We start from the raw sequence: 16,101 nt of genomic DNA on the forward strand, positions 1-16,101 counted from the left end.
GAGATGTGGGTTATTCCGCCAGCAACCCCCGGCCTTTTTCCAGATAACCGTTCATTTCCTCTTCCGGCACCATGCTTCCTCCGGTGACCCAGGCCAGGTGTGTTGCATTGGCAAGTTTTTCGCCCGTCAGGTCCATGCGCTTGTGGTATTCGCTCTGCTCCGGAGCCACTACCCTGGCGATGCCGGGTACGCCGGCCAGCGCGGAGGGTTCCAGGCGCAGGGCTTCTTCCCGCTCTACCAGCGCCAGCAGGGCGTAGAGTTCTTCGTCGGTTATCGTGTAGTAACCATCGATCAAGCGCTGCATCGCCTTGCCGACAAAACCGGATGGCCGGCCCACGGCCAGGCCGTCTGCGGCGGTGATGTTGTCGATGCCGAAGTCCTGCACCGAAACCTGATCATGCAGGCCGGTATATACCCCGAGCATCATGCACGGCGAATGCGTGGGTTCGGCGAAGATGCAGTGCACCGCATCGCCGAATATGAGCTTGAGGCCGAAGGCGACACCGCCGGGGCCGCCGCCGACACCGCAGGGCAGATAGACGAACAGCGGATGCTCCGCATCGACGGTGATGCCGGCCTCGGCCAGCTGCGGCTTGAGTCTTTCCGCCGCGACGGCGTAGCCGAGAAACAGGTCGGCGGAGTTCTCATCGTCGATGAAGTGACAGCCCGGGTCCGCCTCGGCCTGGCGTCTGCCCTCCTCCACCGCAACGCTGTAGTCCGACTCGTACTCCACGACAATCACACCATGGGAGCGCAGTTTGTCCTTCTTCCATTGCCGCGCATCTGCCGACATATGTACGGTGACTTCGAAGCCGAGGGTGGCACTCATGATGCCGATGGACATGCCGAGGTTGCCGGTCGACCCGACAGCGATGCGGTAACCGCGGAAGACCGCTCTGAACTCGCCACTGTCCAGCCTGGCGTAGTCGTCGTTGATGTTCAGCAGGCCTGCGGCGAGCGCAAGGTCCTCGGCATGTTTGAGCACTTCATGAATGCCGCCACGGGCCTTGATTGATCCTGAAATCGGCAGATGGCTGTCCAGCTTCAGCCACAGCTGGCCTGGCAGGTCCTGCCCGTAGCGTGCCGCCATGGCCGCCTGCGTCGCAGTCGCCACTTGTAACGGGGATTCGATGATGCCGTTCGCTTCCCGCGTCTGCGGAAAGACACTGGCAATGTAGGGGGCGAAGCGCCTGAGCCGCTCGCTGGCGTCACGCACATCCTCTGCAGTGAGTCCCACGTCCGGCAGTGCCTCGGCCACCGACACCACGGCGGGGTTGAACCAGGCGGTTTCCTTGAGTGCTACCAGGTCCTGAACCAGCGGGTGTTCCTTTACCCAGTGCTCTGTTGGAATACCTGATTTCATGCTGCTCTCCTGTCATTGATTGTGCGTCAATGCATACGATAGCAGCCCGGTGAATAAAAAAGGGGCATCCGAAGATGCCCCTCAAACCCAAACGAAGTATGACCCCTGACTCAGCGTACCCCTGCAGCCCTCAGAGCGGCTGGAGTGAACTGGTTGTACGTCGGCGGAGTGCCACCGTACTGCGGTGCGGAAGCCTCCTCGGTGTACATGCCCAGAGCGATGTAGCGGCCTGCCAGCAGGTCGTACAGGGTCTCCAGGGTGTAGCCGGGGATCTTCTGCTTGTAGTTGAACGCCAGGTGGCCTTCACCTACACGCCACAGGGTGCCGCGACCGTCGTAGTGGTCTGCCAGCGAGATCATCCAGGAGTCTTCATCCACAAAGAAGTTACGCTGGGCGTAGATGTGGCGCTGACCTTGCTTGACGTTGCCCTGTACTTCCCACACGCGGTGCAGCTCGAAGCGGGTGTGCTCCGGGTTGACGTGACCGGCCTTGAGCACGTCGGCGTACTTCAGGCCCGGCTCGGACAGCTTGCCGGCGTTGTACGGCAGGTACACTTCCTTCTTGCCGATCAGCTTCCAGTCATAACGGTCAGGTGCACCGTTGTACATGGAGAAGTTGTCGGAGGTACGCATGCCGTCGGAGGCGGTACCCGGACCGTCGTACGCAACCTGCGGTGCGCGGCGTACGCGGCGCTGACCGGCGTTGTATACCCAGGCCATGCGCGGTTCTTTCAGCTGATCCAGGGTGTCATGCACCAGCAGCACGTTACCCGCCAGACGGGCCGGCGCGTTCACCCGCTGTTTGAAGAACAGCAGGGTGTTGGGCATGCTCGCCGGGTCCACGTCGGGCATCAGGTTCGGATAGCCGACTTCCTCTTCCATCTTGATCAGGGTGAATGAGCCGTTGGTCTGCGGCATGGCCTGCATGTACCAGCGATGCACGTTCAGCCGGTAGCGGGTCATGTGGTTCCAGATCACCTCACCGCCGGTCTTCGGAATCGGGAAGATGAAGGACGAGCCCGGCTCGACGTTCTCCACGCCGTCCCCACCATTGACCAGTCTGGCCTTGCCGGCAGTCCGCTTGACCTGGTCATACACGCTCTGCGGGAAGCCGACGGTACGCTTGCTCTGGTAGACAGGCATGCGGAAGGTTTCCGGGTAGCGTTCAAACAGGGCAACCTGGCCGGGGGTCAGATTGTCCCGGTACTGCTGGTAGTTCTGCGCGGTGATGACGAACTCGGGCTGCTCACCCTTGAACGGGTTTTCCAGGAAGTGGTTCGCCAGGGTCTGGCCGGCATCGACCGGCAGGCCACCGGTCCACTCCGGAATGGTCCCCGCTGCGTTGCCGGCCTTTTCTGCGCCGATCGGCGTCAGGGTGGTGCCCAGCTGGTTGATTTCCGATTGCGACAGGCTCTGTGCTGATACCGCGGTTGCGACCATGCTCAGGGCCAATCCACAGGCACCGATTATTATTTTCTGCATATGCATGTTTCTCTCCATAGCCTGCTTAGAAACTCACGCCGAAGCTGATCGCGGCGAAGTCGCGGTCAACCAGGGTGTTGTACTTGCCATCAAAGAAGTTGGTGTAGCTGATGCTGGCGTTGTACTTGTTGGCGTAGTCGGCGTTCAGACCCACGCTGATCGACTTGGCTTTCTCGGTGAAGTTGGGGCTGTAACCCTCAACGTCGTGGGACCAGGCGATGTTCGGGCTCAGGTTGATACCGGCAATCACGTTGCTGTAATCCAGGGCGGCGCGGACGCGGTAGCCCCAGGAGAAGTCGGTGAAGAAGCCGTCGTTCTCACACCAGCTGGCGGCACGCGGAGAGGTGTCAGCAGCCGGAACAGCGGGGTTGGACGAGCATGTGCCATCGGCATAGGGGCTCTGGCCGAACAGCGAGTCACGACCGAACTTGGTGGTGCCGTCTCCGGAGCCGATGGCGCCGATATAGTTCGCACCCACTTCACCCACCAGCGCCAGGCGGCTCGCGCCGAGGATCCGATCGATGAAATGCACGGCGCTCACAGAGGCCTGCCAGAACTCCTTGCGCTCGTAACCTGCAATGTAATCACCCGGAGCCACTGTACCGGTCAGGTCGCGGTGGGTGTTATCCGGCACGCCCGCAGCCAGCAGCAGCGCTGCACGGCTCATGTCACCGGCGTTGATCTGCAGCGGCATGTTCGGGCGGTAGCTGATTTCACCGGCTACGGAGGTGCCGCCGATGTCGGTACCGAAGCTGATGCCGTACAGACGGATGTCTTCCGGATGCTCGAAGAAGTAACCGGCGCCACCGAAGGTCTCGCCGTCATAGCCGGGCGTGAGCGGTCCGCCGAAGGCACCGGAGCCTGCCTCGTTGGAGTAGATGGGCGCGCGGCTGTGGTAGTTGAGGGCGTAGAAACCGAACTCGGTATTGTTCAGGGCCGGTACAAACCAGCGGAAGGCTACACCGTACTGCCCGCTGTCACTGGCTTCCTTGTCCTTGCGCACGCGGGCGATGTAGGTGCCCGGCGGTTGCTCGCCCTGGGGCAGGTCCAGATCGGTGAACACGAGGCGGTCGTTACAGCCGCGGCCGACCACGTCGGAACCGGCGAAGAAGGTACCGCAGTTATCGGCAATGGTGCCATGCCACTTCAGCTGGTAAAACGCTTCGACGGTCAGGTTCTCGGTCAGACCCTGGGAGAGATACAGCATCTCGACCGGCAGCAGACCTTCCTTCAGCTCGGCGCCCGGGCGGCGGAAAGCGGAGGCATCGATCGGGTTGATGGAGTTGATGCCGTTCTGGATGAAGACACCTTCACCCCAGCTGACCACCTGGCGACCCAGGCGGACGTTGCCGGGGTTATTGCCGATGGCATAGTTGTGGTAGACAAAGGCGTCCAGCAGCTGAATGCCCGCGCCCTTCTGCAGCGGGTGGCGGCCGGAGTCGTCGATGTCATAGAAACGCTGGCTGCCGTCCTTCGTCTCGAAGTCGTACCAGTAGTTGCCGCGGATGAACGCGCCGGAATTACCGTAGCGCAGTTCCAGGTCATGGGATCCCTTGAAGATCTTGGAAAAGACGTCCCCTGCTTCGTAGTTGAGTCGCCCATCGTCGGAGGTGCGTGCGGCGGCTTCGCCCCGCTGACTCTCGCCATCAATCTGGGTGAGAGTGTGGATGAAACGCCTGTCCGCGTTGGACGTCGACACGCTGGCGCCGATCGACATCTGGGAGTCGAACTGCCCGTCGATGCCACCGATGTTGAACGATGCTCCGTGTGCCGAGCCAGTAATGCTGGCCAGCCCGATTGCCATCGGCAATGCGGCCAGCGCCCAAGCATGCTTTGTTTTTTGTCATTGTGCTGCTCCATTTGGTTTGGATCCATACCCCCGGCTTTCTAGGGAGCCAGACGGTCGGCATTTAGTCTGTCACGGGGTATCGAAGCGATTTGGCCCAATCGGACTAATCGCTTGGCCGGCTCGGACATTCAGCGACTGAATGTGATGAATTTATCTGCGCAATGGAGTGTTGTATTTTTCGGCACAATTGGCCTATGGTAAGGACTGCGGTAAAAATATCGTTACAAAATAAAAATAAAGAAGGAATCAGCGATATGCCTTCAGCTCATCCTCCGCTTCCCTGCCACCGCCTGAAGGAACGAGCGCTATGGGCGCGCGGCATCATCCAGGCGCTGGAGCCCTACGGCAAGACGGTGCGCGACCTGCCCGCAGATCTTCATGAGTATGGCAGCTCCGACGATTTAAGCCTGCGCCATATCAGCCAGACCGACATGAACAGACTGTGGTATGTGGCCGCCACGCTCAGCGGGGACGAGTGTTTCGGGCTGCGCATGGGCCAGAATTTCACCAGCTCGATCATGCAGCTGCTCACCCTTACCGCGCAGTCCAGCGAGACGGCCGGAGCGACCATCCAGCGCATCATCCGTTTCATTCAGGTGTTCAGTACCCAGGTGCAGGTCTACTCGGTGGAGGAAGAGCATTATCTGACAGCCTATTTCGAGCCCAAGGGCGCGGCCCACCCGCTGCAGATAGAGGCTCTGGTGGCGCGCTGTGTGCATTCATGGCGCTATCTGGTGACCGGCGGGCTGCCGCTGGTGGTGGAGGTGCGCCTCAGCGGTGACAGCGAGCGGCGCATGGACTGCGAACGGCTGCTGGGCACGCGGGTACGCTTGGGCAGCAAGCGGGTTTCCATCCGCCTGAACATGGCGGCGTTACAGGCCCGCCTGCCGACCAGTGACGCCTTTCTGCTCAAGCGCCTGGAAGCCTCCCTTGAGGATATGCTCGAGGATCTGCCCAACGTGGATTTCGCCGAGCAGGTGAAGCAGCGCATCCGTGTGCTGCTGTCGGAGAAGGACATTTCCGAGGAGCTGGTGGCCCAGCCGTTCAATGTCAGCCCGCGACATCTGCGACGCAAGCTCAGCGAGGCCTGCACCACCTATGAGAAGTTGCTGGACGAGGTGCGGATGGAGCTGGCCATCAAGCTGATTCAGGAGAACCGGCTGAACCTGGGCCGCATCGCCTTCGAGCTCGGCTTTCTTGATCCGAGCAGCTTTACCCGGGCGTTCCGCCGCTGGACCAGCATGAGCCCGACGGCTTTCCGCGAGCAGACCTTCGCGGGCCACAGGCAGAGCCCGGTATTGTCATGAATCTGAAACCTTACCTTCATATCTACGGGTCATAATCGCGCCCCGTCAGGAACCCGCCGGCTGGGGCGGCGATTATTGAAGGTAATGGAATGCTCAATCTGTCCGTGGGCGTGGGTGCCCGTTTCCGTGCGCTGGTGTTGATCGCCGGCATCATTCTGGCCGGGCCGCTTCAGGCCGCCCCACTCGAACTGACCATCAACGGCTCCAATACCATCGGCGCACAGCTGGCACCGCGGCTGGTGCAGGAAATGCTCCATCACCTCGGCGCCCAAGACGTGCGCGTGCAGCTCAACGCCGTCCCCGGGGAGCATCTGATCACGGCGATAAGCGCCGATGCGCAGCCGGTGAGTATCCGCCTCAATGCCCATGGCTCCGGGACCGGTTTCAGCGGACTGAACGACCGCACCGGGCATATTGCCGCTGCTTCGCGCCCGATCAAGGAGAGCGAGGCACAGGCGCTGCAGAGCGCAGGCGACATGCGCGGCAAGGAGGCCGAACAGATCATCGGACTGGATGGGCTGGCGGTGATCGTCAACCCTTCAAGCGCCGTGGCCGCGCTGAGCGTGGAGCAACTGGCGGGGATCTTTTCCGGCCAGATCACCCACTGGCACGAAGTGGGCGGCCACAACGCGCCCATCAGCCTGCACGTGCGCGATCAGAACTCCGGTACCTGGGAGACCTTCCGCGAACTGGTGCTTGCACCTCGACAGTTGCCACTGCATGACCGGGCGCGCCGTTACCAGTCGAATGCGGCACTGGCCGACGCGGTGAATGCCGATGCCCATGGCATTGGCTTTGTCGGGCTGGCCAGCGTCGGCAATGCCAGGGCGCTGGCTATCTCCTCCGGACAGTCATTACCGATGCTGCCCACCCGGGAACGGGTGGCGACCGAGGATTACCCGCTGACCCGCCGGCTGTTCATGTACATCCGCCCGGATGAAACCAACAGGCTGGCGCGGGAGCTGGTGTCATTCGTTCAGAGTGAGGCAGGCCAGGCTGTTGTCGATGAAGTCGGCTTTGTCGGCCAGAACCTGACCACGGTATTTGTAGAGCCGCTGGATGGTATGCCCGAGGATTACCGCCGCCTGGCCGAGCAGGCCGTGCGGCTGTCGGTCAACTTCCGCTTCGAGGAAGGCAGTGCCCGGCTGGACAACAAGGCTCTGCAGGACCTGGACCGGGTGGTGCGCTACCTGCGCGAGCACGGCAAGACCGAGGACGATGTTGTGCTGGTGGGTTTCAGCGATCCGCGACGGAGCAATGCCGAGCTGCTCTCGCGGCTGCGGGCAATGACGGTGCGCCGTGCGCTGGTGCAGCATCGCATCTACACCAGGGAGATCATCGGCATCGGCTCCACCCTGCCGGTCGCCACCAACGCCCACGATGACGGGCGCTTCAGGAACCGCCGGGTCGAGCTCTGGGTGTATTGAGTCGGCGTGTAAAGCAGGGCCGTTTCCGGTAGGATGTGGGCCATTACCTTACAGTTCTGGAACGCCCCGATGACCGATCGCATTACCCTGCTCCGGCCGGATGACTGGCATATTCACCTGCGTGACGGCCAGGCACTGAGCCACACCGTGCCGGATGCCGCCCGCACCTTTTCCCGCGCCATTGTCATGCCCAATCTGGTGCCGCCGGTACGCGATGGTCAGCAGGCTGATGAATACAAGGCGCGCATCCTCGCCGCCCGGCCTGCGGGCAGCCGCTTCGACCCTTTGATGGTGCTGTATCTCACCGACCAGACCTCCCCGCAGATCATCCGCCAGGCGCACGCAGCCGGGCAGGCGGTGGCAGCCAAGCTGTATCCGGCCGGTGCCACCACCAACTCGGACTCGGGGGTGACGGCGCTGGAGAAGATCTATCCCGCGCTGGAAGCCATGGCCGAGGTGGGCATGCCGCTGCTGGTGCACGGCGAGGTGACCCATGCCGAGGTGGACATATTCGACCGGGAGAAGGCCTTCATCGACCAGCAGCTGGTCGCGCTGACGGAGCGCTTCGCCGATCTGAAGGTGGTGTTCGAGCACATCACCACGGCCGATGCGGTGGAGTTTGTGATGGGCGCCTCGGATCGCGTCGCTGCGACCATCACCGCGCATCATCTGCTGTATAACCGTAACCACATGCTGGTGGGGGGGATTCGCCCGCACTTCTATTGCCTGCCGATTCTCAAGCGTCAGCGTCACCAGCAGGCGCTGGGCGATGCGGTGGTGTCCGGTTCGAACAAGTTCTTCCTCGGCACCGACTCCGCGCCCCATGCACAGCACGCCAAGGAAGCCGCCTGCGGTTGCGCTGGTTGCTATAGTGCCCATGCGGCCATCGAGCTGTATGCCGAAGCCTTCGAGCAGCTTGGTGTGCTGGATCGTCTGGAAGCCTTTGCCAGCATGAACGGTCCGGATTTCTACGGACTGCCGCGCAACACCGACAGCATCACCCTGGTGCGCGAACCCTGGACCGTGCCGGCGACGCTGCAGTTCGGCGAGCAGCAGCTGGTGCCTCTGCGCGCGGGCGAAACCATCCAATGGCGGGTTCTCTGAGCCCCTTTCGAATTAAGGACGCTGTGTGAGCGAGTTTGACTACAACAACGAAGCACTGGATGGTGCCACCTCCAACGGCGGACGCCAGACACCCATGGCAGAGCGCTTCCGGGGCTTTCTGCCGGTGGTGGTGGACGTCGAGACCGGCGGATTCAACTCCGCCACCGACGCGCTACTGGAGATCGCCGCCACGCCGATCCTGATGGATGACGACGGCCAGGTCTATCCGGACCAGACCCATTTCTTCCGCGTGGAACCGTTCGAAGGGGCAAACATCGAGCCGGCGGCGCTGGAGTTCACCGGCATCAAGCTCGATCACCCGCTGCGCATGGCGGTGTCTGAGGATCATGCGCTGACGGAGATCTTCAAGCATGTGCGCAAGGCGGTGAAATCTGCCGGCTGCAAGCGTGCCGTGCTGGTCGGGCACAACGCCTTCTTCGATCTCGGCTTTCTGAATGCTGCGGTGGAGCGCTGCGAAATCAAGCGCAACCCCTTCCACCCCTTCTCCTGCTTCGACACCGCCACCCTCGGCGGCCTGGCCTACGGCCAGACCGTCCTGGCCAAGGCCTGCGCCGCGGCAGACATCGACTTCGACGGCCGCGAAGCCCACTCCGCCCGCTACGACACCGAAAAAACCGCCGAACTGTTCTGCACCATCGTCAACCGCTGGAAGGACATGGGCGGCTGGCCACCGGTTTGAGTGGGGTCGGCTCACTTTTGTAGAAGCCCCGACCTCGGAGCGATAGATTAAGCGCACCGACCTCAACCAGGCGCGCTGCGCGCGCCAATCGCGGCGAGGTCGCAGCTCCTACAATACCGAGCCCTGTCATTGGGATCGTACGTACCACTGACGGTAGGAGCCCCGACCCCGGGGCGATTGGGCTGCGCAGCAGCCCCCGCCGACGGCCAGCATAGCCTTTTGGCGAGGCGGCATATCCGGTGAAAGGCGCTACACTGTTGCGTAACAAGAACAAGGAGCTCCAGAATGCGAATCAAAGCCCTCCCCTTTCTCTTTTCCGCTGCGGTGGCCTGCGCCGCTCTCACCTCGACTCCCGCGGTTGCTCAACAGAATTTCATCACCATCGGCACCGGCGGCCAGACGGGCGTTTATTACGTGGTCGGCCAGTCTCTGTGCCGGCTGGTCAACCGCGGCACCAGCGATCACAACATCCGCTGTAATGCGCCTTCCAGCGGTGGTTCAGTCGCCAACGTGAATGCCATCCGCGGCGGTGAGATGGACATGGGCGTAGTGCAGTCGGATATCCAGTACAAGGCCTACGAAGGCGTGGAGAACTTTGCCGATGCGGGCCCCTTCACCGACATGCGCGCCATGTTCGCGCTGCACGGCGAGCCGCTGACGATCGTGGCGCGCGCCGATGCCAACATCAAACACGTCAAGGACCTCAAGGGCAAACGCTTCAATATCGGCAACCCCGGCTCCGGTCAGCGGGACACCATGGATGTGGTGATGAACGCGCTGGGCTGGACCATCCGCGACTTTGCGCTGGCATCGCAGCTGTCCGCCTCCGAACAGGCCGCCGCGCTGGGCGACAACAATATCGATGCCATGGTCTACGTGGCCGGCCATCCCAACGGCTCCATACAGGAAGCCACCACCACGGTGGATTCGGTGATCGTCGCCGTGGACGGTGAGGAGATCGACGGCATCATCGAGGAGCACCCCTACTACGCGAAGGCGACCATCCCTGGGGGCATGTACCGCGGCAACGACGAGCCGGTGAATACCTTCGGCGTACGCGCCACCATGGTGACCTCGGCCAAGGTGCCGGAGGAGACGGTGTACCAGACGGTCAAGGCGGTCTTCGACAACTTCGACCGGTTCAAGCGCCTGCATCCGGCCTTCGCCGAGTTGAAGGAGCAGGAAATGATCAGCGAGAGCCTGTCGATCCCGCTGCATGACGGAGCTGTGCGTTACTACAAGGAACGTGGCTGGATGTAAGAGCAGATGACCGACAACGTCAGGCAAGACGAGCTGCACAGCAAACTGGAAGAGATGGTCGCGGCGGCCGATATCGGCAACCGCAGACCCGAGGGGTTTACCGGCAGGCTGCTGCTTGCCGTGGCCGCCGTCTGGTCGCTGTTTCAGCTCTGGATCGCATCGCCATTGCCCTATATGCTGGGCTTCGGCGTATTCAACAGCACCGAGGCGCGCTCGATTCACCTGGCGCTGGCGGTGTTCCTGGGCTTCATGGCTTTTCCGGCGCTGCGCCGCTCACCACGCCATTACGTGCCGGCGCTGGACTGGCTGCTCGCATTGGTCGCGGCTTTCTGCGCCGGCTACATCTATCTGTTCTACGAACAACTGGCGACCAGGCCCGGCAGCCCGACCACCCTTGATGTGGTGGTGGCGATAACCGGTCTGGTGCTGCTGCTGGAAGCCACCCGCCGCGCCCTTGGCCCGCCATTGATGGTGGTGGCGCTGATCTTCATTCTCTATTCGCTGGCCGGACCCTGGATGCCGGGGATGTTGTCGCACCGGGGCGTCAGCTGGGTCGCGCTGGCCAACCATCAATGGCTGAGCACCCAGGGCGTGTTCGGGATCGCACTGGGGGTATCCACCAGCTTCGTATTCCTGTTCGTGCTGTTCGGCTCGCTGCTGGAGAAGGCTGGCGCCGGCAACTATTTCATCAAACTGGCATTTTCGCTTCTCGGGCATTACCGCGGAGGGCCGGCCAAGGCGGCGGTGGTGGCCTCCGGGATGACGGGGCTGATTTCCGGCTCGTCGATCGCCAATACGGTGACCACTGGCACCTTCACCATACCAATGATGAAGCGTGTGGGCTTCAGTCGGGATCAGGCCGGCGCGTTCGAGGTGGCAGCGTCGGTGAACGGACAGATCATGCCACCGGTGATGGGCGCCGCGGCCTTCCTGATGGTCGAGTATGTGGGCATCCCTTACACCGAGGTCATCAAGCATGCATTTCTGCCGGCAGTGATCTCCTACATCGCCCTGTTCTACATTGTGCACCTCACCGCACTGAAGGCGGGCATGACGGGGCTGCAGAGCAGTAACCCTCACCGCCCGATCCTACACCGGCTGTTCGGTTTTCTTACCGGCCTGCTGCTGATCATGGGCCTGTCGGTAGCAGTGTATTACGGACTGGGCTGGATCAAGCCACTGCTGGGCGACGCCGCCGGCTGGGTAATCGCCGCTGGGCTGGCTGTCGTGTATGTCGCACTGCTCCGGGTGGGGGCGAGCTATCCCGACCTGGAACTGGATGACCCCGCCTCGCCGGTGGTGGTCATGCCGGAGACCCGGGCCACGCTGATGACCGGCCTGCATTTCATTCTGCCGGTGGTGGTGCTCGTGTGGTGTCTGATGGTGGAGCGCCTGTCGCCCGGCATGTCGGCATTCTGGGCGACGGTGTTCATGATCGTCATCATGCTCACCCAGCATCCGCTGATTGCGTTGTTCCGCCGCCAGTCAAACCCGGGCCGTGACCTGCGCCGCGGCATTGATGACGTCGGCGCCGGACTGGTAGCCGGGGCGCGCAACATGATCGGGATCGGTATTGCCACGGCCACCGCGGGCATTATCGTAGGTGCGGTATCCCAGACCGGTGTCGGTCTGGTGCTGGCGGATCTGGTCGAACTGCTGTCGATGGGCAACCTGATGCTCATGCTGATACTGACCGCCGTGCTGAGCCTGCTGCTGGGCATGGGGCTGCCGACCACGGCGAACTACATCGTTGTTTCCGCCCTGCTCGCCCCGGTGATTGTCGCGCTGGGTCAGCAGAACGGCCTGATCGTGCCGCTGATTGCAGTGCACATGTTCGTGTTCTACTTCGGCATCATGGCCGATGTGACACCGCCGGTGGGGTTGGCCTCCTTCGCGGCGGCGGCCATCTCGGGGGGTGACCCGATCCGAACGGGCGTCAGGGCGTTTTATTACAGCCTGCGCACGGCGGTGCTGCCCTTCCTGTTCATCTTCAATACGGACCTGCTGTTGATTGACGTCGGATTGTGGCAGGGGGTGGCGATCTTCGTCATTGCGACCATTGCCATGCTGATCTTCGCTGCGGCCACCCAGGGCTGGTTCATCGTACGCAGCCGCTGGTATGAGAGCCTGATCCTTCTGCTGGTGGCCTTTACCCTATTCCGTCCCGGGTTCTGGATGGACCTGGCCTTCGATCCCTATCGCAGCGTCCCGCCAATCGAGCTGGCCCAGGCGATGGACCGTGTGCAGGACAGCGATAACCCGCTGCGTCTGCATATTTCGGGCGAAGATGAGATCGGCAATCCACGGGACTTCTATGTGCTGATGCCAGTTCCCGAAGGGGCCAATGGCCAGGAGCGGCTGGACAACATCGGCCTGGCGTTGATCGAGGAGGACGGTCGCACCCTGATTGACATGGTCACCTACGGCAGCCCGGCTGCAGAGCTGGGGCTGGATTTCGATCAGGAGATCCTTGATGTGATGGTGCCGGTGGAGCGGCGTCGCAAGGAATGGATGTGGATACCGGGGCTGTTGCTGCTGGCGGGGGTGGTGGCATTGCAGATGCGCAGAGCGCGGACCGAGGTGCATGCATGAGTCCCCAAGCAAGCGCGCTCCGGCCATCGGGCATCTGCCGAGCGCGCTCTGCGCGCCAATCGCGGCGAGGCGGTCCGGCGTTCCGGCGCCGCTCCTACAAAAGCGGTGTTCATATTCTCACCTGTAGGAGCCCCGACCTCGGGGCGATCGGGCTGCGGTAGCAGCCCCAGCGAGGCTAGCCCAAGCCCCCTCCCCTCACCCCCGCCGCTTCGGCGGGGCGAAGCCGTCGTCGCTGCCCAGCACCACCTGCCCTTTGGGCACGGCGGGTTTGCGTCTGGCTGCCGGTTTTGGTGTCTTGGGGCGTTTCGGCTTTTTCTTGTCGTCCTTTTTCTTCTTCGCGCCCACCGGTTTGCCTGAAGACTTCACATTCTTCGGCCCGCGGAAGCTGCCGGCCAGCTCCTTTATCACCCGACGTTCGAACTGCCGGCGCAGGTAGCGCTCGATGCTGGACATCAGGCTCCACTCATGCGGCGCGACCAGAGAAATCGCTACGCCCTCTGCCCCGGCGCGGCCGGTCCGGCCTACACGGTGCAGGTAGTCGTCGCCACTGCGCGGCATGTCGAAGTTGATGACCAGGTCCAGTTCGCTGATATCCAGCCCGCGCGCGGCCACGTCGGTGGCGACGAGAACACCATTGCCGCCCTGCTTGAACCGCTCGATCGCCAGCTTGCGCTCCTTCTGGTCCTTCTCGCCATGGAGCACATACACCCGCAGCCCCTCAACCGCACGCAGCACGCCATTCAGGCGGTCGGCCATGACTCGCGTGTTGGTGAAAACGATCGCCTTGCCCGGGCATTCGTTGAGCAGCAACCATTTGGTGATCCGCTCCCGGTGGTTGTTGTCATCCACGGGGATAACCTGCTGACGAATGGCAGGCGTATCGGACTTAACGCTGTCCAGTTCCAGCCAGCGCGGCTCGCGCAGCACCTGTTCCACTATGCGCCGGATCCCGGCATTGCCGGTAGTGGCGGAAAACAGCATGGTCTGACGCTGCTCCGGACAAGCCTGGGCGATGGTCAGCACATCTTCGCTGAAGCCCATGTCGAGCATGCGGTCGGCTTCGTCGATGACCAGCGTCCGTACCTCGCTCGCATCAAGCCCACCCGCCGCCAGCTGCTCCAGGCAACGGCCCGGTGTGGCGACCACGATGTCCGGATTCTTGCGCAGCTTTGCCGCCTGCACCTTGAAGTCCTCACCACCGATGACCAGCTCACTCTTGAGAAAGGTGAAGCGCGCCAGCGCCTGGATATCCTGGTGGATCTGCTGCGCCAGCTCGCGGGTGGGTGACAGGATCAACGCCCGGGGTGCCAGCGGCTTGCTGTCGTCATCCAGCAACCGCTGGAGAATGGGCAGCACATAGGCGGCGGTCTTGCCGCTGCCGGTCTGCGCGATGATGTACAGGTCCTCGCCCGCAATCGCGTGGGGAATCGCTGCGGCCTGTACCGGGGTTGGCTCCTGAAATGACAGTTCTGCCAAAGCCTTGAGCAGACGCTCGTGCAGGGATAATTCTGTGAACACGGGTTTTCCTTCTGGAAGCGGAAAGTACTGACTATGGACGGTAAATGCCGCAATTGTATCACCGCCAGAGGGCAGGCCTGCATGCGGTGCGGCGCGACGAAGCGCAAAAGGTCAAACTTTTCCAAATGTAACGCTGTCGAAAAGTTACGTAAGGGCCGCATTACCTGCGGTTCTGTTTCGACCATAGAGAGGTGACACATGAATAACATCGTTTACATCGTGGGTGCAGTGGTTATCGTTCTGGCCATCCTGTCGTTCCTCGGCTTCCGTTGATCCGCGAATAGACACCCCAGGGGAAGGGGCGCGGCAATCATGCCCCGTCCCTGTTAAAATGCCGCGCCTGAACATTCAGCAAAGGCATCCCCTTGATAGAGCACCCTGCACCTCCACGGCTGTCCCGTCCCGGCCCGTCCCGCCGCTTCAGCGTGGCGCCGATGATGGAATGGACTGACCGTCACTACCGCTACTTCGCCCGTCTGATTACCCGGCACACCCTGTTGTATACCGAGATGGTGACGACCGGCGCCCTGCTGCATGGGGATCGGGAGCGTTTTCTGGGTTACAGCGAGCAGGAGCAGCCGCTGGCCCTGCAGCTCGGCGGCAGCCATGCCGGCGAGCTTGCTGAATGCGCCCGGCTGGCTGAAGCGGCCGGCTATCGTGAAGTGAATCTGAACGTGGGTTGCCCGAGCGACCGGGTGCAGAACAACCTTATCGGCGCCTGCCTGATGGGTCATCCGGAGCTGGTGGTGGATGGGGTGAAGGCGATGCTGGATGCCTGCAGCATTCCGGTAACGGTGAAACACCGCATCGGCATCAACGGCAGGGATAGTTACGAGCAACTGGCGGATTTTGTCGGTCGGGTCCACGAGGCGGGTTGCGAGACCTTCATCGTTCATGCGCGGATTGCGATTCTCGAAGGACTGTCGCCGAAGGAGAACCGTGAGGTGCCTCCCCTGCGCTATGAAGTGGTGCATCGGCTGAAGGCGGACTTTCCGCAGCTGGAGATTGTGCTCAATGGCGGGCTGACCGATCTGGATGTGATGCAGGAACAGCTGCAGGGCCTGGACGGGGTGATGGTGGGGCGCGAGGCCTATCACAACCCGTATATGCTGGCCGAGGTGGACCGGCGCTTCTTTGGCGATGACGCGCCGGTGCGCAGCCGGATTGAGGTGCTGGAGGCGCTGCGACCTTATATTGCAGCGCATCTGGCTCAGGGCGACGCGCTGCACCATGTGACCCGGCATATTCTTGGATTGTTTCAGGGGTTGCCGGGAGCCCGGCATTTCCGGCGGCGATTGAGTACGGAGATTCACCGCACGGAGCAGCCGTTGGCGTTCTTCGATGATGTGGTGGTGGATATGGCTGGGCGGGTGGCTGGCTAGCCGGAGCCTGCACCCAGGCGCGCGTTGCGCGCCAATCGCCCCGGGGGCGGGGCTCCTACGGGTCAGAGCTATGTGCTGCCTGCGGCGCTTGAACCGGTACGGACTTCTGTAGGCGCGG

11 protein-coding genes are annotated in these 16,101 nt (G+C 62.4%); 7 read left to right on the forward strand and 4 right to left on the reverse strand.

Annotation, left to right across the window (positions count from 1 at the left end; all coding sequences use genetic code 11):
* Positions 1–10: 10 nt before the first annotated feature.
* The 3 genes from dsdA to IEW63_RS06160 form a co-directional block, all read right to left on the reverse strand.
* Positions 11–1,363 carry a D-serine ammonia-lyase gene (gene dsdA, locus IEW63_RS06150; RefSeq protein WP_188635733.1) on the reverse strand — a complete coding sequence of 451 codons (1,353 nt, stop codon included), beginning with the start codon at positions 1,361–1,363 and terminating at the stop codon, positions 11–13.
* Positions 1,364–1,473: 110 nt separating this feature from the next.
* Entirely contained in the window at positions 1,474–2,844 is a 1,371-nt protein-coding gene (locus IEW63_RS06155; protein ID WP_188635734.1) for a DUF1329 domain-containing protein, read from the reverse strand.
* A gap of 25 nt (positions 2,845–2,869) precedes the next feature.
* Positions 2,870–4,663: a DUF1302 family protein gene (locus IEW63_RS06160; RefSeq protein ID WP_496357473.1), complete on the reverse strand. Its 1,794-nt coding sequence runs from the start codon at positions 4,661–4,663 to the stop codon at positions 2,870–2,872.
* Positions 4,664–4,947: 284 nt separating this feature from the next.
* Between IEW63_RS06160 and IEW63_RS06165 the strand changes: the two genes are divergently transcribed.
* From IEW63_RS06165 to IEW63_RS06190, 6 genes are all read left to right on the forward strand, one after another.
* The gene (locus IEW63_RS06165; protein ID WP_188635736.1) at positions 4,948–6,000 is read left to right on the forward strand and encodes a helix-turn-helix domain-containing protein; all 1,053 of its coding nucleotides are present in this window, start codon (positions 4,948–4,950) and stop codon (positions 5,998–6,000) included.
* A gap of 89 nt (positions 6,001–6,089) precedes the next feature.
* On the forward strand, positions 6,090–7,427 hold the full coding sequence (locus IEW63_RS06170; RefSeq protein ID WP_229710366.1) for a substrate-binding domain-containing protein: 1,338 nt from the start codon (positions 6,090–6,092) through the stop codon (positions 7,425–7,427).
* A gap of 69 nt (positions 7,428–7,496) precedes the next feature.
* Complete coding sequence (gene pyrC, locus IEW63_RS06175; RefSeq protein ID WP_188635737.1) at positions 7,497–8,531, forward strand: dihydroorotase; 1,035 nt, start codon at positions 7,497–7,499, stop codon at positions 8,529–8,531.
* Positions 8,532–8,625: 94 nt separating this feature from the next.
* A complete protein-coding gene (gene rnt / locus IEW63_RS06180) occupies positions 8,626–9,231 on the forward strand; it encodes a ribonuclease T (RefSeq protein ID WP_373288216.1) in 606 nt (201 codons plus the stop codon).
* Between the two features lie 285 nt (positions 9,232–9,516).
* On the forward strand, positions 9,517–10,491 hold the full coding sequence (locus IEW63_RS06185; protein ID WP_188635739.1) for a TAXI family TRAP transporter solute-binding subunit: 975 nt from the start codon (positions 9,517–9,519) through the stop codon (positions 10,489–10,491).
* A 6-nt stretch (positions 10,492–10,497) separates the two neighbouring features.
* Positions 10,498–13,083: a TRAP transporter permease gene (locus IEW63_RS06190; RefSeq protein WP_188635740.1), complete on the forward strand. Its 2,586-nt coding sequence runs from the start codon at positions 10,498–10,500 to the stop codon at positions 13,081–13,083.
* A 195-nt stretch (positions 13,084–13,278) separates the two neighbouring features.
* Here IEW63_RS06190 and IEW63_RS06195 read toward each other — a convergent pair whose 3' ends face one another.
* Positions 13,279–14,601 carry a DEAD/DEAH box helicase gene (locus IEW63_RS06195; RefSeq protein WP_188635741.1) on the reverse strand — a complete coding sequence of 441 codons (1,323 nt, stop codon included), beginning with the start codon at positions 14,599–14,601 and terminating at the stop codon, positions 13,279–13,281.
* 359 nt (positions 14,602–14,960) lie between these two features.
* On the opposite strand from IEW63_RS06195, the gene dusA reads away from it, so the two are divergent.
* Positions 14,961–15,983, forward strand: coding sequence for a tRNA dihydrouridine(20/20a) synthase DusA (gene dusA, locus IEW63_RS06200; protein WP_188636060.1), 1,023 nt, complete (start codon positions 14,961–14,963; stop codon positions 15,981–15,983).
* Positions 15,984–16,101: the final 118 nt, after the last annotated feature.

This window comes from Halopseudomonas pertucinogena (genome assembly GCF_014646575.1).
GTDB classification, from domain to species: domain Bacteria; phylum Pseudomonadota; class Gammaproteobacteria; order Pseudomonadales; family Pseudomonadaceae; genus Halopseudomonas; species Halopseudomonas pertucinogena.